Source organism: Klebsiella sp. 2680 (assembly GCF_900198535.1).
In the GTDB taxonomy this organism is placed as follows: Bacteria; Pseudomonadota; Gammaproteobacteria; order Enterobacterales; family Enterobacteriaceae; genus Klebsiella; species Klebsiella indica.
The window spans coordinates 31338-51566 of record NZ_FZNJ01000001.1 but is presented as its reverse complement, the minus strand read 5'-3'; the positions used below and the strand labels follow the sequence as shown (position 1 = coordinate 51566).

39 protein-coding genes and 1 pseudogene are annotated in these 20229 nt (G+C 48.9%); 24 read left to right on the top strand and 16 right to left on the bottom strand.

From position 1 onward, the window contains the following. Nucleotides 1-92: 92 nt before the first annotated feature. The 13 genes from FN037_RS00395 to FN037_RS00330 form a co-directional block, all read right to left on the bottom strand. Complete coding sequence (locus FN037_RS00395) at nucleotides 93-467, bottom strand: hypothetical protein (RefSeq protein ID WP_142501318.1); 375 nt, start codon at nucleotides 465-467, stop codon at nucleotides 93-95. A gap of 2 nt (nucleotides 468-469) precedes the next feature. Then, on the bottom strand, nucleotides 470-688 hold the full coding sequence (locus FN037_RS00390) for a TraR/DksA C4-type zinc finger protein (RefSeq protein WP_142501852.1): 219 nt from the start codon (nucleotides 686-688) through the stop codon (nucleotides 470-472). Then, nucleotides 688-1215 carry a phage N-6-adenine-methyltransferase gene (locus tag FN037_RS00385; RefSeq protein WP_142501317.1) on the bottom strand — a complete coding sequence of 176 codons (528 nt, stop codon included), beginning with the start codon at nucleotides 1213-1215 and terminating at the stop codon, nucleotides 688-690. The genes FN037_RS00390 and FN037_RS00385 overlap by 1 nt, the downstream gene beginning before the upstream one ends. Next, entirely contained in the window at nucleotides 1208-1528 is a 321-nt protein-coding gene (locus FN037_RS00380; protein ID WP_142501316.1) for a sigma-70 family RNA polymerase sigma factor, read from the bottom strand. The genes FN037_RS00385 and FN037_RS00380 overlap by 8 nt, the downstream gene beginning before the upstream one ends. After that, the gene (locus FN037_RS00375) at nucleotides 1525-2118 is read right to left on the bottom strand and encodes a hypothetical protein (protein WP_142501315.1); all 594 of its coding nucleotides are present in this window, start codon (nucleotides 2116-2118) and stop codon (nucleotides 1525-1527) included. Before FN037_RS00375 ends, FN037_RS00380 begins: the two co-directional genes overlap by 4 nt. Then, nucleotides 2118-2939, bottom strand: coding sequence for a PD-(D/E)XK nuclease-like domain-containing protein (locus FN037_RS00370; RefSeq protein ID WP_142501314.1), 822 nt, complete (start codon nucleotides 2937-2939; stop codon nucleotides 2118-2120). Before FN037_RS00370 ends, FN037_RS00375 begins: the two co-directional genes overlap by 1 nt. Then, nucleotides 2936-3244 (bottom strand): hypothetical protein, encoded by a 309-nt coding sequence (locus tag FN037_RS00365; protein WP_142501313.1) that lies wholly within the window; start codon nucleotides 3242-3244, stop codon nucleotides 2936-2938. Before FN037_RS00365 ends, FN037_RS00370 begins: the two co-directional genes overlap by 4 nt. A 7-nt stretch (nucleotides 3245-3251) precedes the next feature. Then, nucleotides 3252-4181, bottom strand: coding sequence for a hypothetical protein (locus FN037_RS00360; RefSeq protein ID WP_142501312.1), 930 nt, complete (start codon nucleotides 4179-4181; stop codon nucleotides 3252-3254). Between the two features lie 247 nt (nucleotides 4182-4428). Further along, nucleotides 4429-4746 (bottom strand): cell division protein FtsZ, encoded by a 318-nt coding sequence (locus tag FN037_RS24310; protein ID WP_185929210.1) that lies wholly within the window; start codon nucleotides 4744-4746, stop codon nucleotides 4429-4431. 40 nt (nucleotides 4747-4786) lie between these two features. Further along, entirely contained in the window at nucleotides 4787-5041 is a 255-nt protein-coding gene (locus FN037_RS00345) for a hypothetical protein (RefSeq protein WP_142501310.1), read from the bottom strand. A gap of 285 nt (nucleotides 5042-5326) precedes the next feature. Continuing rightward, a complete protein-coding gene (locus tag FN037_RS24305) occupies nucleotides 5327-5851 on the bottom strand; it encodes a hypothetical protein (RefSeq protein WP_185929209.1) in 525 nt (174 codons plus the stop codon). 402 nt (nucleotides 5852-6253) lie between these two features. Continuing rightward, nucleotides 6254-6988, bottom strand: coding sequence for a hypothetical protein (locus FN037_RS00335; protein ID WP_142501308.1), 735 nt, complete (start codon nucleotides 6986-6988; stop codon nucleotides 6254-6256). A gap of 3 nt (nucleotides 6989-6991) precedes the next feature. Continuing rightward, complete coding sequence (locus tag FN037_RS00330; RefSeq protein ID WP_142501307.1) at nucleotides 6992-7321, bottom strand: transcriptional regulator; 330 nt, start codon at nucleotides 7319-7321, stop codon at nucleotides 6992-6994. 354 nt (nucleotides 7322-7675) lie between these two features. Between FN037_RS00330 and FN037_RS00325 the strand changes: the two genes are divergently transcribed. Continuing rightward, on the top strand, nucleotides 7676-7900 hold the full coding sequence (locus FN037_RS00325; protein WP_142501306.1) for a hypothetical protein: 225 nt from the start codon (nucleotides 7676-7678) through the stop codon (nucleotides 7898-7900). Between the two features lie 27 nt (nucleotides 7901-7927). Here the strand turns inward: FN037_RS00325 and FN037_RS00320 are convergent, their stop codons facing one another. The 3 genes and pseudogenes from FN037_RS00320 to FN037_RS24455 all read right to left on the bottom strand — a co-directional run. Continuing rightward, nucleotides 7928-8800, bottom strand: a complete 873-nt coding sequence (locus FN037_RS00320; protein WP_129741374.1) for a P63C domain-containing protein — start codon at nucleotides 8798-8800, stop codon at nucleotides 7928-7930. A gap of 53 nt (nucleotides 8801-8853) precedes the next feature. Next, on the bottom strand, nucleotides 8854-9237 hold the full coding sequence (locus tag FN037_RS24460; protein WP_260607814.1) for a S24 family peptidase: 384 nt from the start codon (nucleotides 9235-9237) through the stop codon (nucleotides 8854-8856). A gap of 126 nt (nucleotides 9238-9363) precedes the next feature. Continuing rightward, nucleotides 9364-9501: pseudogene (locus FN037_RS24455) on the bottom strand (helix-turn-helix domain-containing protein); the annotation flags it as partial. A gap of 149 nt (nucleotides 9502-9650) precedes the next feature. On the opposite strand from FN037_RS24455, the gene FN037_RS00310 reads away from it, so the two are divergent. From FN037_RS00310 to FN037_RS00205, 23 genes are all read left to right on the top strand, one after another. After that, the gene (locus tag FN037_RS00310; RefSeq protein WP_142501305.1) at nucleotides 9651-9866 is read left to right on the top strand and encodes a transcriptional regulator; all 216 of its coding nucleotides are present in this window, start codon (nucleotides 9651-9653) and stop codon (nucleotides 9864-9866) included. A gap of 111 nt (nucleotides 9867-9977) precedes the next feature. Next, nucleotides 9978-10307, top strand: a complete 330-nt coding sequence (locus FN037_RS00305; protein WP_142501304.1) for a hypothetical protein — start codon at nucleotides 9978-9980, stop codon at nucleotides 10305-10307. 38 nt (nucleotides 10308-10345) lie between these two features. Next, nucleotides 10346-10489, top strand: coding sequence for a DUF2740 family protein (locus FN037_RS00300; RefSeq protein ID WP_142501303.1), 144 nt, complete (start codon nucleotides 10346-10348; stop codon nucleotides 10487-10489). Further along, nucleotides 10482-11384, top strand: coding sequence for a DNA replication protein (locus FN037_RS00295; RefSeq protein WP_142501302.1), 903 nt, complete (start codon nucleotides 10482-10484; stop codon nucleotides 11382-11384). The genes FN037_RS00300 and FN037_RS00295 overlap by 8 nt, the downstream gene beginning before the upstream one ends. Continuing rightward, on the top strand, nucleotides 11374-12777 hold the full coding sequence (locus tag FN037_RS00290; protein ID WP_142501301.1) for a DnaB-like helicase C-terminal domain-containing protein: 1404 nt from the start codon (nucleotides 11374-11376) through the stop codon (nucleotides 12775-12777). The genes FN037_RS00295 and FN037_RS00290 overlap by 11 nt, the downstream gene beginning before the upstream one ends. 1 nt (nucleotide 12778) lies before the next feature. Beyond that, nucleotides 12779-13111 (top strand): MarR family transcriptional regulator, encoded by a 333-nt coding sequence (locus FN037_RS00285; RefSeq protein WP_142501300.1) that lies wholly within the window; start codon nucleotides 12779-12781, stop codon nucleotides 13109-13111. Then, complete coding sequence (locus FN037_RS00280) at nucleotides 13108-13365, top strand: hypothetical protein (protein ID WP_142501299.1); 258 nt, start codon at nucleotides 13108-13110, stop codon at nucleotides 13363-13365. Before FN037_RS00285 ends, FN037_RS00280 begins: the two co-directional genes overlap by 4 nt. A gap of 236 nt (nucleotides 13366-13601) precedes the next feature. Next, the gene (locus FN037_RS00275) at nucleotides 13602-13865 is read left to right on the top strand and encodes a hypothetical protein (protein WP_142501298.1); all 264 of its coding nucleotides are present in this window, start codon (nucleotides 13602-13604) and stop codon (nucleotides 13863-13865) included. Nucleotides 13866-13911: 46 nt separating this feature from the next. After that, entirely contained in the window at nucleotides 13912-14355 is a 444-nt protein-coding gene (locus FN037_RS00270; protein WP_142501297.1) for a hypothetical protein, read from the top strand. After that, nucleotides 14352-14621 carry an antitoxin gene (locus FN037_RS00265; RefSeq protein ID WP_142501296.1) on the top strand — a complete coding sequence of 90 codons (270 nt, stop codon included), beginning with the start codon at nucleotides 14352-14354 and terminating at the stop codon, nucleotides 14619-14621. The genes FN037_RS00270 and FN037_RS00265 overlap by 4 nt, the downstream gene beginning before the upstream one ends. Then, nucleotides 14618-15217 carry an ead/Ea22-like family protein gene (locus tag FN037_RS00260; RefSeq protein WP_142501295.1) on the top strand — a complete coding sequence of 200 codons (600 nt, stop codon included), beginning with the start codon at nucleotides 14618-14620 and terminating at the stop codon, nucleotides 15215-15217. Before FN037_RS00265 ends, FN037_RS00260 begins: the two co-directional genes overlap by 4 nt. Beyond that, a complete protein-coding gene (locus FN037_RS00255) occupies nucleotides 15217-15411 on the top strand; it encodes a hypothetical protein (protein WP_142501294.1) in 195 nt (64 codons plus the stop codon). The genes FN037_RS00260 and FN037_RS00255 overlap by 1 nt, the downstream gene beginning before the upstream one ends. 2 nt (nucleotides 15412-15413) lie before the next feature. Beyond that, the gene (locus FN037_RS24725) at nucleotides 15414-16178 is read left to right on the top strand and encodes a hypothetical protein (protein ID WP_142501293.1); all 765 of its coding nucleotides are present in this window, start codon (nucleotides 15414-15416) and stop codon (nucleotides 16176-16178) included. Beyond that, a complete protein-coding gene (locus tag FN037_RS00245; protein WP_142501292.1) occupies nucleotides 16175-16444 on the top strand; it encodes a hypothetical protein in 270 nt (89 codons plus the stop codon). The genes FN037_RS24725 and FN037_RS00245 overlap by 4 nt, the downstream gene beginning before the upstream one ends. Next, entirely contained in the window at nucleotides 16437-16667 is a 231-nt protein-coding gene (locus FN037_RS00240; RefSeq protein ID WP_142501291.1) for a hypothetical protein, read from the top strand. The genes FN037_RS00245 and FN037_RS00240 overlap by 8 nt, the downstream gene beginning before the upstream one ends. A gap of 45 nt (nucleotides 16668-16712) precedes the next feature. Then, nucleotides 16713-17162, top strand: coding sequence for a DUF1367 family protein (locus tag FN037_RS00235; RefSeq protein WP_142501290.1), 450 nt, complete (start codon nucleotides 16713-16715; stop codon nucleotides 17160-17162). Between the two features lie 6 nt (nucleotides 17163-17168). Beyond that, nucleotides 17169-17360: a NinE family protein gene (locus FN037_RS00230; RefSeq protein ID WP_142501289.1), complete on the top strand. Its 192-nt coding sequence runs from the start codon at nucleotides 17169-17171 to the stop codon at nucleotides 17358-17360. Further along, a complete protein-coding gene (locus tag FN037_RS00225) occupies nucleotides 17341-17802 on the top strand; it encodes a hypothetical protein (protein WP_142501288.1) in 462 nt (153 codons plus the stop codon). Before FN037_RS00230 ends, FN037_RS00225 begins: the two co-directional genes overlap by 20 nt. Continuing rightward, a complete protein-coding gene (locus tag FN037_RS24445; protein ID WP_260607780.1) occupies nucleotides 17799-17948 on the top strand; it encodes a hypothetical protein in 150 nt (49 codons plus the stop codon). The genes FN037_RS00225 and FN037_RS24445 overlap by 4 nt, the downstream gene beginning before the upstream one ends. Nucleotides 17949-18054: 106 nt before the next feature. Next, nucleotides 18055-18834: an antitermination protein gene (locus FN037_RS00220; RefSeq protein WP_142501287.1), complete on the top strand. Its 780-nt coding sequence runs from the start codon at nucleotides 18055-18057 to the stop codon at nucleotides 18832-18834. Nucleotides 18835-19257: 423 nt separating this feature from the next. Continuing rightward, entirely contained in the window at nucleotides 19258-19470 is a 213-nt protein-coding gene (locus tag FN037_RS00215; protein WP_142501286.1) for a holin, read from the top strand. Then, nucleotides 19445-19927 (top strand): glycoside hydrolase family 104 protein, encoded by a 483-nt coding sequence (locus FN037_RS00210; protein WP_142501285.1) that lies wholly within the window; start codon nucleotides 19445-19447, stop codon nucleotides 19925-19927. Before FN037_RS00215 ends, FN037_RS00210 begins: the two co-directional genes overlap by 26 nt. Beyond that, nucleotides 19924-20154, top strand: coding sequence for a hypothetical protein (locus FN037_RS00205; RefSeq protein WP_142501284.1), 231 nt, complete (start codon nucleotides 19924-19926; stop codon nucleotides 20152-20154). Before FN037_RS00210 ends, FN037_RS00205 begins: the two co-directional genes overlap by 4 nt. Nucleotides 20155-20229: the final 75 nt, after the last annotated feature.

Genomic DNA, 20229 nt, shown 5'->3' with positions numbered 1-20229 from the left:
TATCCTGTGGCAGCGCATACCGCTGAAATAGGCATTAATGAATTCTCGGTCATTCTTTTCTCCGACAATAAAAAACCGCCTCACTTGGCGGGTTATTGACCAAAAACAATGCGAACGCCGCTGGAATGGCCCAGCAATTCTTTCATTCGCTTATACGTCTCAGGCGCTTTACCCGTTCCGGAATTCATTTCCTTTTTCAGCAGAGATATCAGCGAATCCCATTCATTAATGATTGGCGCAAACTGTTTGCATTTATCTGCAATTACCGGGAAGAAATCCTTTATCTCTGGTATATCTTCGACCAGCAGCATGCAACGCTTTAAATCAGAGGGGTCACTTGGCGCATCGAATCCTGAGCCATAGATATTTCTTTTAAGCCCAAGCGCGATAGATGCCATCGTCGCGCTGCTTACCCCAACGCGACCATTTGCTTGCCACTGCAAAACCTTCATCGCTAAATCACTCATACTCAAACCCTCCCTTGCTTCTTCAGCAACTCAAAATCACTCTGGCAACTCGAACAACGCTGACATCCCGGAACCTTCACCCTCCGCAACTCAGGTATCGCATAACCGCAGTCAATACAGTGACTGGCTGACACTGCATTGTGATTAATTCGACAGGCGTCAATGCCTGCTGCTTCCACTCGGTCCCAGTATTCACGGGCGGCGTCTAATGGGTCTGGAATCATGCTGCCTCCTGGGCACCGATCCGCTTTAACTCAGCAAGCGAAACGGACGTGATAATGTGGCGAGGTTTAATGAACGGTCGCCAGATAAATAAAACAGAGCCTTTTGGGTTGCTCTTGCGCTTTCCGTCTTCAGATACCGGCACGAACTGAATGCGGCCTCCGATTATCATCCGTAATTCATCAGCGGTCTGTAATGCCGCACTGAACCAGCCGGTAGAGATATCGGCAGGCAACAGCATTACTACCGGCTGGCACTGCTTCCTGCATTGCTCAGCGGCTTTATCTATCCACGGGGCGATATCTGAATACGGAGGGTTACAGAAAATAGCGCCATATGACGTCCATTCTCTATTCATCGCGTTATCCAATTCAGTGATATAGCGGCTGCATAGCGCATTACTCTCAGAGGCTGCGGCATCCAGATAAAAGCCGAATTCAATGTCGAGCGCGTTAAATATTTCAATCGGCGTTTGCCATCGGTCTCTTTCATTTTTTGGTGTCGTTGAGCCTCCGTAATCAGTCATTGCTAATCGCTCCGAACCGGCTTTTGTAGCGCCCCCTGCGCATATTCCTGAATAGCGTCTTAATGGCCCCCTCACTGCGGCCAACGGCAATGCCGATATCCCTGTGTGATAGCCCATTCTTTTTCAGTTCAATAGCCTTTGATATGTCCTTATCATTCCATCTTCTACTGACAAAGGCGGTGCTTACTGAATATTTGCGTGAAAGGTAATAAAACTGGGTAATGTTAAGTCCGAGAGTTTCAGCAGCACGCCATGCAATCATTTTACCGGAGACGCTTTTTAGTTGTTGCGGTGAGATATTTAGCGTTTTCATTCTGACCCCAATTCTGCTTTCCTCGACGAATAGACTTCTTCCATTTTTTTAGATTCTTCAGGATGTGCTGAAAGAGCGGTTTTTGTGCGGGAGTAGATGCCGTTAAGTTTTTTCAAATCGGCGGTTAATGCTTCACTACTGAACCATGCAAGTATTTCCGCAGGTGTCATGCTTTTCTTTACTTCCAGTTTTCGCACCCGGTGTTCTTGACGCTTACCGCGAGACACCGAAAGCATCAAAGAAAAATCAGCCTCGATATCACTCATTGCGCCAATTTTTATCCCGCCGACAGCAACGCCACCGAATTTAACGGAAGGGTCCCCATACAATGTGAGAGAGCGCCCGACCCACGAATGACCATTGGTGCTCCATGCATCACACAATACTCTACGCATAGATTTAGATGGCTTGTAAGGTCTTCCGTCATAACCCTCAAGGTCAATGAACACAGGCTGTTCTGAATTACCAGCACGAACAGATTTAATAACTGCCGTAATGCTCTCAGATTGCACATCCTCGAAATTAATCTGGTCTGAACGAGGGACAACTGTAGCTCTCAGGTTGGCTATCTTATCTTGATTATTTTGCATCAGAGAATCACCTCATCTGTATATTCTTCATCCAGCAGATATGCCGGGACATTAATTTCATTCGAAGGAAGGACAATCCCCTCATATTTAATGGAATCGTCAGCCATACACTCTTTTATTTTTTCCAGTGCGGACCACATTTCACGGCGACCAAGTTCAAGCGATTCCTCGCCGATGTAATACATGCAATTACGGTATGGCGCGGTATTCTCAATGGCGAAAAAAGCGAAATTATTGCGCTCAATTCCAGTGGCCAGCCTGAGAACGTAGAGGTAAAAGGCTGCCTGAATGTGGTATTTAAATTGACCAAAGGCGTTACTGAATCCGCGTTCTGATGCGTCACGGCAGCTTTTCACATCCAGTGGGTAGGGTAGTGAATTTGATAGCCTGTCAAACCGGCATTTCAGCATCAGCCCGGTTTCCGGGCACTCTGCGAACATGGAAACTTCGGAATCACCTTTAGTGTTCATATAGTTGGTGAAGTCCTCGTTCATCTGCGCCGTTTCCATCATTCGCGTTATGGTCTCGACCTCGCTACCAACGATGATATTTTCTGGTGAATACCGTTCTGCCAGCGCCTTAAAATCCTTTGATGCGCGGGTGGTAATATCCTCTCGCAGCACGTAGCGCTCCCTGAAAACATGCGGCTCAAGAAGCGCTGAATGTATGGCACTTCCAATGTGCGCTGACTTGCTTCCCTTAAATGGATTGAAATATAGATTCGCCGGGCTAATGCTGATTTGCTTTACAGACGTAGACCCGATTGCCGGGTCTGCATGGTATTCAGTGTCCGGCATTCCGTAATATATCCCCGGCTTCATGCAACCTCCCTGTACGTGTGTTTGCGGACAAAAACGGTGATGGCATACTCAACCTTAACCACCTCAAGCAGCAGGTCGTAAAACGTCTCTGCGGCCTTATCCTGAGCCTCACAATCCTCTTCGCGGAGCCAGTTAACAGCATCCCTTGTGAATTCATCCGGCTTGTGTGCTTCGAGCATGTCAAACAGCGCGGCGCATGATTCCGCTCGGCGTTCTGTTTCAGCGTGAACATGCTCCATATCTGCATCACCGAGTCCTGCGATGATGCGTTTAATTTCAGCTTTATCGGTAAGTGTCAGATTCATGGCGACCTCAGTAATTAATTTTTGCGTGTGGAATTAACCCGTCTTTCAACGCCGTCAGAACTTCAATCGCTTGCTCGCGATTAACACTGGTATTAGCGAGAAGGGCGTTCACAATATCGGTACCGATCGCTTTGCGGTGCTTAACGTCACGCTCTCGACGGGCGGTCTCTTCTACAATGCGTTTCTCTTCTGCGAGCCTGTACGCTTCTGCTGCTACAGCTTTCTGACGTTCTTCTTCGATAGCCGCCTGTTTCTCGCGCTCCGCCTGTGCCAGCGCCTCCAGTCGCTTCTGTTCTGCGCGTTCCTCAGCCTGTTTAGCCAGTAGTTCTGCCTGAGCCTTAGCGGCGATTGCATCAGCTTCGCGCTGCTTTATTGCTGCGAGTTCTGCGGCTGCTTTTTCTTCAGCTTCACGCCTTGCCTGTTCTGCCGCCTGCGCCTTGAGAGCTTCTTCATGGGCGATGCGCCGCCGTTCTGCCTCTGCGGCTTTTTCCGCCTGTTCACGGTCGAATGCATCATTCATCAGCAGGGCAAGTTCGTGGTCGGCTTCAACTTTTTTTGCCAGTTCTTCGGCGGCTCGCTTCGCTTCTTCTTCAGCCTTAATGCGGTCCTGTTCAGCTTCCCATTCGGTGAGTGGCTTCCGCGTGGCATCGCGCAGGTTGTCGCATTCAGTGACGAAGCGCCGCAATTCAGCCTCCACGATTTTCGGCTGTTCCTTCAGGTGCTTCAGATACTCACGACCCGGCTTTTCGATGGCCGTCTTGCTGCGTGATACCTGTGCGGCCAACGACGCAATGCGATCTCGACCTTTCTTTGTGCTGAGGTCTGGAACTTCATTAACAGCTTGTTTGATTTGTTCAAGATAGGCATCAAGGCCATTGGCTACGTATAGCGCTGGCGCTTGTTCTGGTTTGATTTCTATTACGGCTAATTCGCTCATGATTTCTCCTGATTTAAGAATGCACGATTCCCGTCGCTGTAATAGCCGACATGGTTAAGTTGGTTTGTTTATTCGGTTGGTGGGGAAGGGTTAAATTTCGCGAAGAAATTCAAAGTCACCACAAGCTGTATCGCTAATAACCGGAGCGCGAACCAGTACAGCATCCATATCACCCCAATCCCTGAGTAACACCCTATTAGATGGCAATTTTCGACCCAAAGATTCAAAAACTACAGCGCTATCGAAATCAAACTTTGCGCGACCGTCCATAACGAAATACTAAAACGCTTGCATGCCACCCCCTCGCAATTAACGGCTCACCGCGACCATCAAGATAAACCTCAACCGTCAGGTCTTTAATTCTGGTCTTCTCAATAAGAGAATTTAAATAAATTACGCGCTTTCCTTCAGGAACTGCTGACACCTGAAAAGCACGCTCTTTGTGTCTTACCCACATTCCTGGCTTAACGCACTGACGAATAATAGTTGTCGTTCCGTAGTGATTAATCATATTCACCACCAAATCCAAATCATATATGCAACAATACACCAAAGCACCAGACATGCTGCCAGCGCATAAATAAGAGAACGCAATCCGTTACTGCTCATGATGCCTCCCGTGCTTTAAGCATTGCGTCGGCGATGTTATACGCATCTTCAGCTAGCTCTTTGTAATATGGTGAGTTGGGTCCTCCGCCAAATGAATGCCCGTCATATCTACGTACAATTGCCTCCATAGCCTTTGCTGCGAAAAAATCCCGCAGCGTCATACCTTCTTCCTGATATTGCAGGACATTGTTTTGGCCGTCGTATTCCCACTGCTGGCGAGGGAATGCTTGACCGCCTGTTTCTTTGCTCATACCCCACCCCGCATCGTAAATACATACGCACACACAGCAGCAATACCAATAATCACTGCCAGCTTTATTTTGAAATAGAACCACGCTTTCCGGTCTTGTTCACGAATCATTATTCTACCTCTTCAAACTCTCCATCTGAATTCAGGGTGTACCAGGTGTCCGGTTTAATTCCATTCTCACCAACCTTGCTGGCGTTAATATGGATTAGTTCCCCTTTATCGTTGCGGTACACACAGACAATAGCGCTACCTTCTGGTGCTCTGGCTTTACTTTCTTCACCTGCGGCTAGGGCAATAGCATGAAGTGGACGCCCATCTTCTGCTGGAGTGATCTGACTGCTAGACCGGTCACCCGTGGCTGACGACGCTGACTGGTCACCCGTGGCTGACGACGCTGACCGGTCACCCGTGGCTGACGACGCTGACTGGTCACCCGTGGCTGACGACGCTGACCGGTCACCCGTGGCTGACGACGCTGACCGGTCACCCGTGGCTGACGACGCTGACCGGTCACCCGTGGCTGACGACGCTGACCGGTCACCCGTGGCTGACGACGCTGACCGGTTTCCCGTGGCTGACGACGCTGACCGGTTTCCCGTGGCTGACGACGCTGACCGGTTTCCCGTGGCTGACGACGCTGACTGGTAACCCGTGGCTGACGACGCTGACCGGTCACCCGTGGCTGACGACGCTGACTGGTAACCCGTGGCTGACGACGCTGACTGGTCACCCGTGGCTGACGACGCTGACTGGTAACCCGTGGCTGACGACGCTGACTGGTAACCCGTGGCTGACGACGCTGACCGGTCACCCTTCGTATGGTTTGATTTCTTTGGATCGCAACGGGATGTCGTGAATTCGATAGCGGCTTTAATTAGACCTGGAATATCAATTCCAAATTTTACGTGAATTTTTCGACTCGCGATTTTGCTATCATCTTCATGTGTGGAGATATCTCCGGACTGTTCACATTCCCCGTATACAGAATCCGCCGGGGGATAATATCCGAAACAGTCCAGCGGGTACTCACAGGCATGAAATCCTGATGAACATGCCTCAACTTCACCTTCATGTTCGTATGTCTTGCCAAATTCATACTGAAATCCGCGGCAGGTCATATCAGGGTTGAAACCCTTATAGGTTACAATTGTTTCTTTTTGTTCTTTCTGCATTCTCTTACCCTCATTAAAAAAGGCCGCCGTGGCGACCTGTGTTATGCGGTGATATCTTTTAACTTCTGTATGGCCTTATTCACATCATCCATACAATCAATAAATTCATCTACTTTTCTTTGCAGTTTTCCTACAGACTGGCAAATTTCTAATTTCACTGGTTGTAATTTTTTATTGAAAAAATCGTTTTCACTTCGTTTTTTCTCTGCTTCTTCAGCCGCTTTCAATAGTTGCTCAGCTTGTTTTCTTAAAGCCTCCGGGGAAGTGCTGTTAGATTCTATTTTTTGCATGGTTACTTCCTCTTGTTTTGGGTTTTGGCTAATTCTTTTTGCGTAATTTTCATCGTGCTTCCATGATCTTTCATGGGTTGATGATTTTACGCAATCCTTACAATATGACTGAAGTCCGTCAGGGTTGCTGTTGTTAACATAAAAATCACCTTTAGGCTTTTCTTTTTTACACTTGGAGCAGGTTTTTGTTTTTATGTTCTTTAAAATCTGGAACTCACTATCACTCTGTGGGTATCCATATTTTTTATGTCTAAGAATTGTCGTTCCGTTTGTTCCGCCAACCTTTTTAGCCTTGACAACAAGAATGCTTTCCCTTGCTTCTAAAAAATCGACAAGCTGTTTCTTTTCCTTTCCTGACAATTTTGAAAATACATCAATCTTTCGGCTTACATCTAAAAGCCTGACGCCATCAGGCATCTTTTCAACATAGTTTTTCACCTCCGCAAGGGGGCGATAAAGTTTCGTCGGCAATGAAGATGGTGTCATACCTCACCTCGCTGTTATCTGTTTGCTCTTACGATGACCTGCGGCGAAAATTGCCACCTGCGGAAGGCAGCATGCGCCGGTTGTTTCTTCATGTGATGTGCTGCCGGTAATGCTGGCCAGCTTTGTGGCGCGTTCTGCCTGTGATGCTCGACCACTAAGGATTGCGCCAATTCGATTCTCTAAACGTTTTTCAGCGGCTTTCTTTGCATTGAAAGCTGCCAGCCTGCGAGCCTGATTTCGATTCATTAGATTGTCTCCTGTGAGTTCTTTGGTGGTGTGGTAAATGTGGAATCGAACCACAAAATCCGCTGGTCTTTTCGCTTGGTTGATCATGCCAGGCACCATCGACTTACTAACGAGTGGCAGCGCCGCCGTATCCCGATTGATATTCGATGCCTACGAATCATTTCCTGTTTCACCACACCCCAAAGAACTCTCTTTGGCCTCAGATTCTGAGGAGCATATTGTTAATGAGCAGCCTGACTTCCTGTCTGGCGCGGCTGGTAACTCTGGTTGCCGCATCGCTGTTTCGTTGCGATGGGATGATAATAGCAATGAGTATTGAGTATAGCAATACGTATTGATATTAAATAATCCGTATTGCTATTTATTTATTGATAACTAAAGGAATTTATTTTTGTAAACGCGTCATGATATGCTCGAAAAAACACCAAAGAGGGCACAGATATGGGGCTGGGTATGGATATGGGGCGAGATGAACTACTTGAAGACCGCGCAGCTTTCATCGCTGGCGAAATCGGCGGGGCCGTGGTGGAGCTAATCATTGAGGGTGTGGTGATTGACCGTGACGCCATAGTAGACAAGCTGGAGGCTAAACGACGCAGCGTAGGCAACGTCATTCACAAAGGGTTGTTGAGAGATTCGGCGGAATTCGTAAGGAAGGGGCAATAAAAACCCGGCGCGGTGGCCGGGTGGAAATTACTCGCTTTCATTTGCTGGTAGATACATTGTCATCTGTACTGGTTTCTTCCCATAATGATGGGCAACTCGACTCCTAAGCTCGTGCATCGTGTCGCACGTCTTGGCTACGCCTATAACCTCCCAACAGCGCGACACCAACTGCCTCACTCCTAGGTTCTCAGTTAGCTGCCTGTGCCAATGAACACCTGCTGCCGGCTTGTTTTCTTTCAGATACTTAGCTACATCTTCATCGAGTGTGTCATAGATGAGCTCTATTACTAGCTTTCCCCACCACTTCGGGCGTGACTGTAGTGGGGTGCTCCATCCAGTAAGTCTGCCGAATTCTTCCCACAACTCATCGGGGAATGTTTTTTCCCACGCCCTTAGCTCTTCTGCGATAAATGCTCGTAGTTTTACCTGAAGAGCATCCTCTGCACGTTCATATTGATACCCGGTCGCCTCATCGATAAGTGCATCAAGACCAGTTCTTGTGAGACCCGCTGTAAGAACTGCGCACTTGATGGCTATTTGTCGCTGTCGATCGGTTAGCTGGGCATTTTGATATAGCGCCTGAACGTATCCCCTGCAAATTAATTCGAAGTGCTCAGTTTTTAATCCCTGACTCTTGAATTGCGTTCCAGGGATGGAAAATTCAATAAGTTCCGCCAGGATTAAGTTGCTGTCTATAAAGGGTTTTATTGCTTTTGCGCCAATGTAATCCGCCAGCGCACTGGATTCAACTTCTGCTATCGCTTTTACAGTAGCTCGCAGGGCAATGACGCGCTCGCCAGTGTCCAGTACATAGCAATCAATATCCTCTCCGCCAAGATTGATTTTCCCTTTCCATTTAGCGAATGGAGAGGGTAATTGCTGAAATTCTTCCTGTTCCATAAACTTTCCTTATGCTGTATGAAATCACCCAAACACCTCATCAGGCCACTTGGCTACCCATGCTTCCTGTATGTCTGCGGCATGCTGCCGATCACCTTTCCGAACACGAAAACCCGGTTCATCTCGTCTTTCTCGATAGGGTCCCATGGCGTATAAATCTTGTTATCCGAGATAACCAGCAGCTTGTCTTTCATCTTCTGCAGACGCTTAACGTGCGCCGTTTCGTCGTACAGGAAGGCGTAAATACCGTCACCGTCGAAGCTCTTAACGCTGATGTCGACAAATAGCAGATCTCCAGGCTCAATAGTGCCTGACATGCTGTCTCCCCGGACGTTGATAATCCTGATGTTCTCTGCCTTTCTCCCATCAAACATATGACGCGCTTCATCTGGCGCATACTCAACGGAATGCAAAATTTCAACGAATTCCTGATTAATTACGCCCGGTCCAGCGCTTACCGTCAGATCAAGAACGTCAATCCGGTAACTGTTGCTACTGGTCTGAGGCGCAGGGGCGACATCATCAGTTGCCATTGGCCCGACACCAGTTGATAACCACTCTGATCTCACCCCTAAAGCATTGGCAATTTCGACAATTTTTGTAGAGCCGTGAGCATTGCCGCTTGTAAGACGCCATATCGTGGGTTGGGCCACCCCTGACGCTTTTGCAAGAGCGCCCTGAGACATGTTTCGCAATGCCATTGCCTGATTCAATCGATCTGCAAGAGTTTCTTTTTTCATAATTTTTAATTTATACGCTTGCGTATTGATGGTCAAAACACGTTTTGCTATTGCCAATATTAATACGTATTGCTATTATTGCACCTGAACAATACCTAAAAGGATTGGATATGACTAACAAAGTGATTCAGCGAGCAGTAAGTATCGCTGGTAGCCAAAAAAAACTGGCTGACTTGTGCGGAGTTGCACAACCGACAGTCTGGCGCTGGCTTCATGGCGGCGGTATCGATGTAAAACATGTCGCCGCCATTGTTAACGCTACTGGCGGAAAAATTAAGCCACAGGAAGTAAGGCCAGATCTGGCTCAGTTATTACAAGCAAGCTAAGCAACACCGCTCTTTAACAATCCAGCCGTCAGAAGCTGACGGAACCAAAACTAAGACGCATTACTGAATGCGCCTCAACTAACTATTTATTCAACATCAGGATTTTACTAAATGGAACACGCAAAAAAACGCAATTCATTCATCAGTCGCCATCTGCTTTCAGCAGCACATCAGGCGCTGGTCAAAACAAAACAAACGTCTGTCGCAAAACTGCTCGGCGTTCACGATTCAACAGTGATGCGCAGAACGGAGAAATACCCGGAAATCATGGATCAGCTTGCCGCAAGTGGCGTAGAGGATTTTGTGCTTAAAGGGGAGCGGAAGTTACCGATAGATCAGTATCGCTGGCTGATGACCGTCGCAATGGAGTTCGCAAAGTTGCAACTGGAAATCACCGACAAAGAAAACGCCCCGGCGAGCGGGAACTCGTTCGAGGCGTGAAGGTAAGAATAAAACACATCTGTAAGAGGTAATTATACATGAAAAAACTCAGTCCTGACCAGGACAAAGTACACAAACACATACTGCGTGATCGCTACCTTTCAGATTTCCGGCAGCCTTGTCGACTTCGGGATGAGTTAGAAAAATGGAAAAAGCTTCTGAAGGGGAAAGGTCATGAGTAACGTAACAAACCTTGCCGTTGCACGGGAATCCAGACGGCAGCAACAGCCGCATACAAATAGCGGTAAGGGGTTTGCCTTGATCCACCGTCAGTTCATGGATAGCAAGCTATACAAGGACTCTCAGGCGGTACACCTCTTCCTGCACCTGATACTGAAGGCTAACCACTCTCCGGCGGTCGTCAATACCGATATTGGCGACATGATGGTTGAGCGCGGTCAATTAATAACAGGCCGCCCAAAACTGGTAAGCGAGACGTTCATTCCTGATAACAAAGTAAAGAGTTTGCTTCGTTCTTTCGAAGGTCAGGGAATGATTCGGGTGGAGTCAAAAGGGAGGAAATTTAGCCTGATAACTGTCCTGAAATATGATGATTTTCAGGCTCCAAATTGTCCAACGGATGTCCAACGATTGTCCAACGCAAACACCAGTAATAACAGTGCTCTCAGAGGTGATTGTCCAACGGATGTCCAACGATTGTCCATAAACAATAATAATATAAATAATATCTCTAATACTGACGTATTAGAGAGTGCATTAGCAGGCTCAAAACCTGAGAAGAAAAAACCTTCAATCAGTTGCCAGCAAGTCGTGGAGGTTTACCATGAAATACTCCCTGAAGCGCCAAAGATTCGGGCTCTGAATGACAAACGTAAAAACCAGATACAGACGTTCTGGCGGAAAGCTGGAGTTATAACACGTCAACTTGACGGACATGGATTCACCCTGGAAGACTGGAAATCTTATCTGAGCTATGTAGCGACAAACTGTCGCTGGATGTTCGAGGAGAGGCCAAACCATCAGCGCGGTACCGTCTGGCACAAGAAGGGGTTCGACTTCCTGCTGAATGACAACACGTATCTCAAAGTCAGGGAGGGCGAGCACGATGACCGATGAGATTATTACGCTGCCTCACAACATCGATGCTGAGCAGAGTGTTATCGGTGGCCTCTTACTGGATGACGATAACAGCGAGAGGGTGCAAAAGGTTCTGTCAATGCTCAAACCAGAATCGTTTTACAGCAGAGTTCACCAAATAATTTTTGCCGAAATACGGCAGATGTACCGGGATAACAAGCCTGTAGATGGCCTTACACTTTTTGACTCTCTGGAAAGCAAAGGGCTTATTGAACAGATTGGCGGTTTCGCCTATATCGGCCAGATTGCAAAGAACACCCCCAGCGCCGCCAACATCGTGGCTTACGCCATGTCAGTTCGCGAGTCTGCAATGGAGCGCTACGGTATCCAGCGTCTGACCGAGGCGACAGAGTTGCTCTATGCCAGAAACGGCATGAGCGCCGTTGAGAAGTACGAAGCCATTCAGAGTATTTTCACCCAGCTAACAGATCATTCAAAGACCGGTAGTCGCCGTGGCGCAAGAACGCTGGCAGAGGTTGCCGATGATTGGGTGGCTGAGGTTGAAAAACGCTTCGATCCAAGTCAACGCTCAAGAGGACTTTCAACCGGCATTAAATCGTTTGATGAGATGCTGGAGCCAAAAGGGCTGGTGAGAGGCTCTCTGTTCGTCATTGGCGCAAGGCCAAAAATGGGTAAGACAACCTGTTACAGCCAGTTAGCAATTAACTGCGCTATCAACGAAAAACTACCGGCCATCATGTTTAGCCTGGAAATGCCAGACAAGCAGATCCTTGAGCGAATGATCGGGCAGGCATCAGGCGTTAATACGGATATTTTTTACCGTGGCGCGTGTCGGGATGAGGAATTCGCAATCGCAAACGCCCGTCTCGCTGAAATGGTAGAGAGCCAGAATCTCTACATTGACGACACACCGGGCGCAAGCCTGTCTCACATTGTCGCTGAATCCCGCCGCATTAAGCGTGAGCGCGGCAACGTAGGTATGGTACTGGTCGACTACCTGACACTCATGACGGCAGAAAAAGCTGACCGGAATGACCTTGCGTACGGGCTTATCACCAAAGGGCTAAAGAACCTCGCGAAAGAGCTGGATTGCGTTGTTGTCCTGCTTACCCAACTTAACCGAGATCTGGAAAAGCGAGTTAACAAACGCCCGCTACCAAGCGACTCCCGTGATACGGGCCAGATTGAGCAGGACTGCGATTACTGGATGGGTATCTATCGAGAAGGAGCCTATGACGAGAACTACCCGCAAGGCGATACCGAATTGCTACTCAGACTAAACCGGCATGGCTCAGGTGGGGTTGTCTTCTGCGAGCAGCGCAATGGTGCGATATACGACTGCGACCAGATGCAGGCCGAAATGAAACGCCGAGAACGGGAACAAAAACCGAAAAACAAAGGGGGATTTTAAGATGAAGAAAATTTCCGACCGTCAACGCATTATCAACTACATATCAAGCCATCCCAACTGCAAATCAACTGACATAACACGCGATACGGGCATTGCCAGAAGCGCGGTTGTTTCAGCTTTGAAAAAGATGGCTGACGATACACGGGTAAAACGACATGGCCCGCTCGGTAAATACACCTACACCGTTTCTTCATGGGTAGAAATTATCGAAGAAGTGCCACCAGAAGTTGAAGGGCCTGAATTCACCCCGCGCTACGGGTGCAGCAATCCACTAACGCACATGTTTAATCAGAAACTGGCAGAGGTCAGGGCAGTATACGGGAGGATGGGATGACAAGCAGAGATCAGTTTGAATCGTGGTGGGAGTCAGAACGTTATGACGAAGAGTTATCCCGAATTAAAGGAGGGATTATGTTCAACCGCATTAAAGCCAATATGTTTCTCGCATGGCAGGCCAGTCGTAACGTGGAGATAGATTTGCCTGACAAAGTTTTCGCAGAAGATGATTTTGATACAGGCCATAACTGCGGAATTGATTACTGTGTTGAAGCCATCCGCTCCGCTGGCTTTAAGGTCAAAGGAGGCTGACATGTTAACTGGAGTTATAACCGGTTTGTGTATCGCTGGAGCTTTCGCTGCCGTTTTGTGGGATGAGCTTGGCACCTGGAGGGCGCACAACAAAATGCTGATAGCGTCGATTCTAATGCTTGCAGCGATGTACCTAATTGTTGGAGGTAAATAATCGTGACGCAAATCTACATCGCTGAATTAGTCTACGGGCTGCTGGTAACACTGAGCGGCCTTTTTTATGTGCGGAGGAAATTATGACAAAAGTGTTCGTAACAAAATATGCACTAACAAAAGGACCATTCGCCGTTGAGGCTGACGTTTCATTTAACGGCGCTATGGCTTCATGGAAGATAAATGGATACCAGCAAACCGCTCACGGTAATGACTTTTGGATGACTGAAGATGAGGCGATTGCAGATTGCGAACGTAGGCGACTGGCGAGATTGGAATCAATAGACAAGCAGCGAAAGAAACTCGAAGAGATGAAATTTACCATCGCTGAACAGAAAGCAAATTAACAGGCTCGCAAATGCGGGCCTTTTTCATAACTGAGGGTAAGAGAACATGAACACAGAACAAGTAAACGAGTTAATTGCCTCGCTTGAAAGCGCAGGTGAGTTGTCAATCAGAGAAGAAAAGTTCCTGAAGCTGGCGAAAGGGTATGTAGCGCTGGCTGCGGAGAATGCCAGACTGTCAATCCGAAAGCAGCAGTTAATAGATATCATAAGAAATGCAGATAACGATTACTGCATGTGTGGTGATTTGATGAAAAATCATAAACTTGGCGGGTGCGGGCATCCGACAGGAATGTTTGACTATCACTACAACAAATGGCTAGAGGGAGAGGACGAAACCCCCGCCACCGATCGCATCGTAGCCGGGATTAAGGCTGAAGGCGCAGAGGACTGCGTTAGGGCACTGGCGACCTCTGATGATGACGATTTTACCGACGCGCCAAATATTTGCGCGGAAGTAGCGCGTTTGCTGCGAGAGGGGGCCGACAAATGAGCAAGTCATACATAGTGATTCTGCAATACCTGTGGTGTAACGAAACTGGCGGAGGCATTGAATACACCTCTGACTGCGTAAAATTTGATAAACGCGATGAGGCTATCAGGCACGGATTTAAGCTGCGTGAAAGCGACGATTTCAACATCGGAGTTATCGAGGACGGCAAGTTGATTTCGTTTGACTGGATGAATAATCAGGTTGGTGAAAGCGAAGACACGCTGGCACAGATTGCCGAGCTAATTGGTCTGGAGGATCCAGCATGACAACTGATATCACCGAACTGGCGAAGGGCCTGAAAGCGGCAGCAAATAAAGCAGGGGCTGATGACTGGCAGGCAAAGAAAATTAGCGGTGACTTTTACGTTATTCGCAAAGGTAGTTACAGTTCCCAATGTGGCTATCGTACTTATGAACCCATTGCAGAAATAGACCATAAATCAACAAGGGATTATGTCGCTATCGCCAGCCCTGCCAACATCCTCGCGCTGGTAGAGGCGCTGAAGAAGGCGCAGCAGTACGCCAAAGAGCGAGACGAAGAGAATCAGGACTTGATGCTTACAATTGGGCGCTTTCGCGTAGAGAGAGAGGGCCTTGAAGCTATTCGCGCTGCAGCCGAAAAACTGGTCCGCTGCAAAGGTCGCTATCACAGCGAACAGAACTATCGCGCACTGGCGGCGCTGTTTGGCGTGACAACTCCAGACCTGCCGCCGCTGGATAGTGAGTCCCGCACCGTCACCGTGAAGCTGCCGCCGACTATCTGGTATGAGCACGACGATTTGTCGCGAGATGTTCCTGTGCTTGATAAGCGCTTGGTCAAGAAGATGCTCCGAGAGGCTGGCATCAAGGTGGAGGCTGAGTGATGGCTCAAACAACGGTAAAGCAACTGATTAATCAGCTAAGGAAAATGCCACCTGATGCGGTCGTTATCTGGAAAGATCACGACCACGGAGAAGGGGAATTCAACAATTTTGTCACCTACGTATACGACGCATCAGCCGAGTTTTCCGGCAGGGATGAGTTCGGCGGACGTGAAGTTGTAGCAATGGAGCCATAAAAATGACCAGCAAATTAACCAGAGAAGAATTAATCAATATTATCGAAACCGACCACGTTCAATGCGGCGAAGCTAGCGAACTGGCCCGCATGGCGCTGGCCGCAATGAACAGCAAGCCAGTATTTTTCATTGAGGTAGAGGGCGACGACTGGATAAACGCGGGACGTATTCCGGGCAGCACCTTCGATTTTAATGACCTGCCAGACGGCATAAACAATCTCTACGCCACACCGCAGCCAGCGCCTGAACTAACTGCGACTGTAGAGCGCCTGAACGCCAGCGGATACGAATACGAGGGCGGAGAGGTTACTCCGCAAAATGCCGCTGCCGTGGTCGATATTCTCCTGCAACAACTCGATGACGCTGTTCAGGGACGAAATGCGCAGCCAGTGCCGGTAGCGCGGAATGAACGTGAAGCATTCGAAGCGTTTATGGCTAAGCGATTCGGCGATTTGGTAGACCAGCGGCGCGCCAAAAATGGAGACCGTGGGTATATGGCATGGGATATGGTCGTAGCGTGGATAGTATGGCAAGCCCGCGCCGCCACGCTCCAGGCTGAACCTGTAGCAACAGCTAACAAGTTGGGCAACTATCCGGTAATTCCGGATGGTTACGTGATGGTGCCGAGGGAGCCGACAGAGGACATGATTGCTGCTGCCATGAATTGCGATGATGTGCTGTTCAATAGCGATGAATCATTCTGCGTACAGTTCGGGAATATCTACGAGGCCATGCTCGCAGCCTCCCCTAAGGAGATTAAATCATGAATACCTATCTGGTGTGGTGCCCCGAAAATGGGGAAGAGCGAGAAGACGCGCGGGAATTTGAAGCGCATGACGCAAGTGATGCGGCTCAAGTATGGGCCGAGCATGATGATAGCTGGAGCGCTGATTATCAAATCGTTTCTGGTATATCTCAACCGGTAGTGTGTGTTGCGCTGGGTGATGGACCCGTGGAACGTTTTCGGGTTAGCGGTGAGTGCGTGGCTCAGTATTATGCCAGCCCAGTCAGCGAGGAGGTGAAAGGTGAATAAGGTCGAATTGATTGAGAAGATATCGGCGCTCGCTACTGAATGCCACACGCTGGCCTGTGAGCTTGATATTGGTGATGAGCGTACTGAAATGTTCGAAATCTACGGCGTGCTGCACAATCTCGGCCGGCAAGGTTACGCCAGCCAGGTCGGGCGGCGAATGAATCCGCTACTGGACTTCTGTGATGACGAAGATGAGGATGACTGGGATGAGGATGACGACTGATGACTAAATCCCCCGCAGAACGCAAAGCCGCGCAGGAGGTAGTTATTGCAAATTGAAATGGTCAAAAATGCCGGTGGCGTTTTTGTACCAGCGATGGAGCACGACCTTCCTCGACTGACCAGGCTCCAGAACGGTGGTCAGTATACGTTAGAACTCAAAGTCACTCGCAATCCTCAATTTCACCGCAAGGTATTCGCCTTTTTTAACTTCTGTTTTGCTCACTGGTGTGGCAATCGCGCCGGTCTTGAGCATATGGACGAGTCTTCTCAGTTCGACAGATTCCGCAAGGACTTGACGATACTGGCTGGCTTCTACGAGCAAACGGTGCGCCTGAACGGTGAAGTGAGGACTGAGGCAAAAAGCCTGGCCTACGGAAATATGGATGATGAAGAGTTCGGAAGGTGTTACTCAGCGCTGATAAACGCCGCCATTAAGCATGTATTCGCCGGGGCAACTGACCCGGCAATCCTCAACCGATTACAGTCATTCTTCTGAGGTGATATGAATCGACGAAGCCCAACTCAAATCATCATCGACCATTTGATATTCAAACCCACCAAACGCAGCAGAAACAAACCCAAGCCGATCCCCACGGCATCCGAAGTAAAGAGCTACGACCCAACATATCCGCTACTGGCTAAACGCTGGTTGCGCGTTAAAGCGAGGGCTAAACATGGCATTAAAGCGAGATAAGTTTGACGATGTTTTCTCCCAGCTTGTAAGGGAGCGAACGGACTGGCAGTGCGATTACTGCGGACGAACGTTCCACCACGAACGACAAAAACTCCACTGTTCACACTTCAAATCACGACGACACAAATCAACCCGATACCATCCCTATAACGCTTTCGCCCACTGCATTGGTTGCCACCGCAAACTGGAAGAAGACCCCTACGAGTTCACCGCTCACGCCGAGATTGTCTACGGCGAGATGACTATTGAGCGCGTGGCACGTCTGGCAGCGCTTCCGGCACGGTTAAAGCCGTGGCAGATGGACGAGCTATACAAGCACATGAAAGGTGAACTGAATCGCTTACAGGAGCTAAGAAAGCAGGGCGTAACAGGGCGAATTGAGTTCACGTTACCAGACTGGTATCAGGACGGGATAGTTATCCGAATGGGGGAGGCAGCATGAACCTCTACAAATCATTCGAGTGGTACGTTCGCACAAATCATGGCGACAGATACGACCTCAGCAGGGATTGCGACGGATTCTACGCAAGGGAGATTGTTAAGCGCATGTTTGAAGTCTGGTGTCACTGCCGGGGGATAAGTCAATGAAACCACTACTCCGATACATCATCGAGCGATTCCGACCAATACATCCAGTACCTGAGCCCGTCAAAGGCGTGCAGTCCTGGGATATTACGCCGGGGAGGAAGAAGAAATGAGGCTTGAGGCAACGGTTAAATTTCACAGCGCAAAGTCACCGCAACTGAGCGATTCCCCGCGAGCAACGGCAACCGACTCACTTACCGGTACCGATGTTATGGCAGCGTTCGGGATGGTACAAAGTCGCGCTCCGCTCGGGTTCAGTGCTTTCAGCGGCAAGATGAACCTGAGCGATAACGACAAGCGGAAGTCAGTTCAGTTACTGGTGCAGCATGGAATGAAACATTGCGACAAGGTGGCAGCCTTACGCAAACTTGAAACCAATGTTAAAGGCAAAGTTGTGCAAACACTCGCAACTTTCGCGTATCAGGATTACTGCCGGTCGGCGGCGAGCAGCGTTACTTGCCCTTGCTGCAAAGGTCGCGGAGTGCTGAGAAAAAAGGAACTGGTAGTTAAGCATCCTGGCTGCGGAGAAAAAACTCCAGCGGTAACGGCGGTCGAAGTAACAGAGTCTCTCTGTAAAAAATGCAATGGCGCGGGCGTCATATCAACGGCTTGCGTTAAGTGCCGTGGAAGGGGGATAGCGCTGGACAGGAAGAAATCAGAAGTACAGGGGGTTCCTGTTTATTCGTCATGCAAGCAGTGCTCGGGGAGGGGTTACGAGCGCCTGCCTGCCGCATCATGCTACCGGGCAATATGCCAGTTCACCGACGCCATTTCTCCAGGTGTATGGGATAAGTCTTTAAAGCCGTTTTATGAGTCATTAATCACTCAGATTGAAAAAGAGGAATCACACGCTGATGCAGAGTTGTCGAAAGTTACCAGCAATATTTAGTAACGGTAACGATTGCTGCTTGCAAAATGACGAAAACAAGAATATCATTCACCTAACACTATAAATCCGTCCTTTGTTAAGGTGGATTAAATGGAAGTCCTTTTTACCCGGTCGCCGATAATATTTGGATTCGGCATATTGGCTTAATGAGGCAAGCCCTGCGGATTCCGTGGGGCTTTTTTATGTCTGCAATATGGTCAGGACTCTTGGGTGGAGATGTGCTGAACGACACATCAAAACCCATATGCGAGAGTCCTGAACCAGATTGCACTTACCCTCATTGCCAGCACGCCGCTGGCTTTTTTTATTCTCAGGTCAGCGGGAATCATCATTGACGTGCTTCTTTGTTAAATCCGCCCGACTGACCTGATCCCTTTTCAAAAACACAGCACCCCGTTAATCCGGAGGTGAGAGATGAGAACAATGTCAGACAAAGTTACCACTGCCGCTGCGTATACAACGTCAGGGGCAACATTTATTGCCGGGAGCATGTCACTTAACGAGTGGCTGGCGCTTGGTGGCTTTATTCTCGCCGTATTCACGTTCGGGGTTAACGTCTACTACCAGCGCAAAAGGGACAGGCGCGAAGAGCGCGAATGTCAGCGACGATATGGAGGCCATGACAATGTCAGATAACATTAAAGCATTCCGTGACGTCATTGCGTGGGCTGAGGGAACGAGCACAAGCCGCTATACCCAAAATAATGGGTACGACGTCATCGTCGACGGCATCAACTCCCCCCATATTTTCACTGACTACTCAGCACACCCTAACATTCTTGTGACCGTAAACCGGAAAGGCCTCAAATCGACGGCCGCCGGGCGCTATCAGTTGCTGGGTAAATACTGGCCACACTACCGCGACCAGTTAAATCTCCCGGATTATTCCCCGTCATCTCAGGATGCCGTGGCTGTTCAGTTGATTAAAGAGCAGGGAGCATACGCTGATGTGCTGGCCGGACGAATTGAGGTAGCTATTCAGAAATGCTCAAACATATGGGCCAGTTTTCCGGGAGCCGGGTATAACCAGCGCGAACACAGAATGTCTGACCTTGTTGCTGTGTTTAAAAAGTTCGGAGGGAAAGTCGCATGACTCTCATCGATACATGGCCAAGAGTATGGCGTTATTACTCCACCCACGCGCTGATTCTCGCCACTTCCGCCCCTCTGGCTATGGCTGAGGCTGAGAAGTATTTCGGCCACGAATTCCCTCTATGGGTAAAAGCGACAGTCGCTGGCGTGATTTTCGTGAGCGGAATTATTGGCCGCGTCATTCTCCAGGAGAAGCCCGATGTGGTCGATACTCAGCGCGATAATTAGTGCGATTGCTGCTTTCTTTGGTGCCAGAAAAGGTGATGCAGAGAAAGAGCAGAAAACCGTCATTAACGAATCCTC

What these genes read in the sequence shown, in the direction of transcription:
- FN037_RS24725 (WP_142501293.1), top strand. Translation starts at nt 15,414, where the DNA reads ATGACCAGCAAATTAACCAGAGAAGAATTAATCAATATTATCGAAACC.
- FN037_RS00395 (WP_142501318.1), bottom strand. Translation starts at nt 467, where the DNA reads ATGAGTGATTTAGCGATGAAGGTTTTGCAGTGGCAAGCAAATGGTCGC.
- FN037_RS00380 (WP_142501316.1), bottom strand. Translation starts at nt 1,528, where the DNA reads ATGAAAACGCTAAATATCTCACCGCAACAACTAAAAAGCGTCTCCGGT.
- FN037_RS00290 (WP_142501301.1), top strand. Translation starts at nt 11,374, where the DNA reads ATGACCGATGAGATTATTACGCTGCCTCACAACATCGATGCTGAGCAG.
- FN037_RS00360 (WP_142501312.1), bottom strand. Translation starts at nt 4,181, where the DNA reads ATGAGCGAATTAGCCGTAATAGAAATCAAACCAGAACAAGCGCCAGCG.
- FN037_RS24445 (WP_260607780.1), top strand. Translation starts at nt 17,799, where the DNA reads ATGAACCTCTACAAATCATTCGAGTGGTACGTTCGCACAAATCATGGC.
- FN037_RS00205 (WP_142501284.1), top strand. Translation starts at nt 19,924, where the DNA reads ATGACTCTCATCGATACATGGCCAAGAGTATGGCGTTATTACTCCACC.
- FN037_RS00375 (WP_142501315.1), bottom strand. Translation starts at nt 2,118, where the DNA reads ATGCAAAATAATCAAGATAAGATAGCCAACCTGAGAGCTACAGTTGTC.
- FN037_RS00365 (WP_142501313.1), bottom strand. Translation starts at nt 3,244, where the DNA reads ATGAATCTGACACTTACCGATAAAGCTGAAATTAAACGCATCATCGCA.
- FN037_RS00220 (WP_142501287.1), top strand. Translation starts at nt 18,055, where the DNA reads ATGAGGCTTGAGGCAACGGTTAAATTTCACAGCGCAAAGTCACCGCAA.
- FN037_RS00260 (WP_142501295.1), top strand. Translation starts at nt 14,618, where the DNA reads ATGACAACTGATATCACCGAACTGGCGAAGGGCCTGAAAGCGGCAGCA.
- FN037_RS00215 (WP_142501286.1), top strand. Translation starts at nt 19,258, where the DNA reads ATGTCAGACAAAGTTACCACTGCCGCTGCGTATACAACGTCAGGGGCA.
- FN037_RS00325 (WP_142501306.1), top strand. Translation starts at nt 7,676, where the DNA reads ATGGGGCTGGGTATGGATATGGGGCGAGATGAACTACTTGAAGACCGC.
- FN037_RS00330 (WP_142501307.1), bottom strand. Translation starts at nt 7,321, where the DNA reads ATGATCAACCAAGCGAAAAGACCAGCGGATTTTGTGGTTCGATTCCAC.
- FN037_RS00305 (WP_142501304.1), top strand. Translation starts at nt 9,978, where the DNA reads ATGGAACACGCAAAAAAACGCAATTCATTCATCAGTCGCCATCTGCTT.
- FN037_RS00345 (WP_142501310.1), bottom strand. Translation starts at nt 5,041, where the DNA reads ATGAGCAAAGAAACAGGCGGTCAAGCATTCCCTCGCCAGCAGTGGGAA.
- FN037_RS00310 (WP_142501305.1), top strand. Translation starts at nt 9,651, where the DNA reads ATGACTAACAAAGTGATTCAGCGAGCAGTAAGTATCGCTGGTAGCCAA.
- FN037_RS00370 (WP_142501314.1), bottom strand. Translation starts at nt 2,939, where the DNA reads ATGAAGCCGGGGATATATTACGGAATGCCGGACACTGAATACCATGCA.
- FN037_RS00230 (WP_142501289.1), top strand. Translation starts at nt 17,169, where the DNA reads ATGAATCGACGAAGCCCAACTCAAATCATCATCGACCATTTGATATTC.
- FN037_RS24310 (WP_185929210.1), bottom strand. Translation starts at nt 4,746, where the DNA reads ATGTCTGGTGCTTTGGTGTATTGTTGCATATATGATTTGGATTTGGTG.
- FN037_RS00265 (WP_142501296.1), top strand. Translation starts at nt 14,352, where the DNA reads ATGAGCAAGTCATACATAGTGATTCTGCAATACCTGTGGTGTAACGAA.
- FN037_RS00275 (WP_142501298.1), top strand. Translation starts at nt 13,602, where the DNA reads ATGACAAAAGTGTTCGTAACAAAATATGCACTAACAAAAGGACCATTC.
- FN037_RS00320 (WP_129741374.1), bottom strand. Translation starts at nt 8,800, where the DNA reads ATGGAACAGGAAGAATTTCAGCAATTACCCTCTCCATTCGCTAAATGG.
- FN037_RS00300 (WP_142501303.1), top strand. Translation starts at nt 10,346, where the DNA reads ATGAAAAAACTCAGTCCTGACCAGGACAAAGTACACAAACACATACTG.
- FN037_RS00385 (WP_142501317.1), bottom strand. Translation starts at nt 1,215, where the DNA reads ATGACTGATTACGGAGGCTCAACGACACCAAAAAATGAAAGAGACCGA.
- FN037_RS00335 (WP_142501308.1), bottom strand. Translation starts at nt 6,988, where the DNA reads ATGACACCATCTTCATTGCCGACGAAACTTTATCGCCCCCTTGCGGAG.
- FN037_RS00255 (WP_142501294.1), top strand. Translation starts at nt 15,217, where the DNA reads ATGGCTCAAACAACGGTAAAGCAACTGATTAATCAGCTAAGGAAAATG.
- FN037_RS00270 (WP_142501297.1), top strand. Translation starts at nt 13,912, where the DNA reads ATGAACACAGAACAAGTAAACGAGTTAATTGCCTCGCTTGAAAGCGCA.
- FN037_RS00280 (WP_142501299.1), top strand. Translation starts at nt 13,108, where the DNA reads ATGACAAGCAGAGATCAGTTTGAATCGTGGTGGGAGTCAGAACGTTAT.
- FN037_RS00245 (WP_142501292.1), top strand. Translation starts at nt 16,175, where the DNA reads ATGAATACCTATCTGGTGTGGTGCCCCGAAAATGGGGAAGAGCGAGAA.
- FN037_RS00225 (WP_142501288.1), top strand. Translation starts at nt 17,341, where the DNA reads ATGGCATTAAAGCGAGATAAGTTTGACGATGTTTTCTCCCAGCTTGTA.
- FN037_RS00210 (WP_142501285.1), top strand. Translation starts at nt 19,445, where the DNA reads ATGGAGGCCATGACAATGTCAGATAACATTAAAGCATTCCGTGACGTC.
- FN037_RS00285 (WP_142501300.1), top strand. Translation starts at nt 12,779, where the DNA reads ATGAAGAAAATTTCCGACCGTCAACGCATTATCAACTACATATCAAGC.
- FN037_RS00295 (WP_142501302.1), top strand. Translation starts at nt 10,482, where the DNA reads ATGAGTAACGTAACAAACCTTGCCGTTGCACGGGAATCCAGACGGCAG.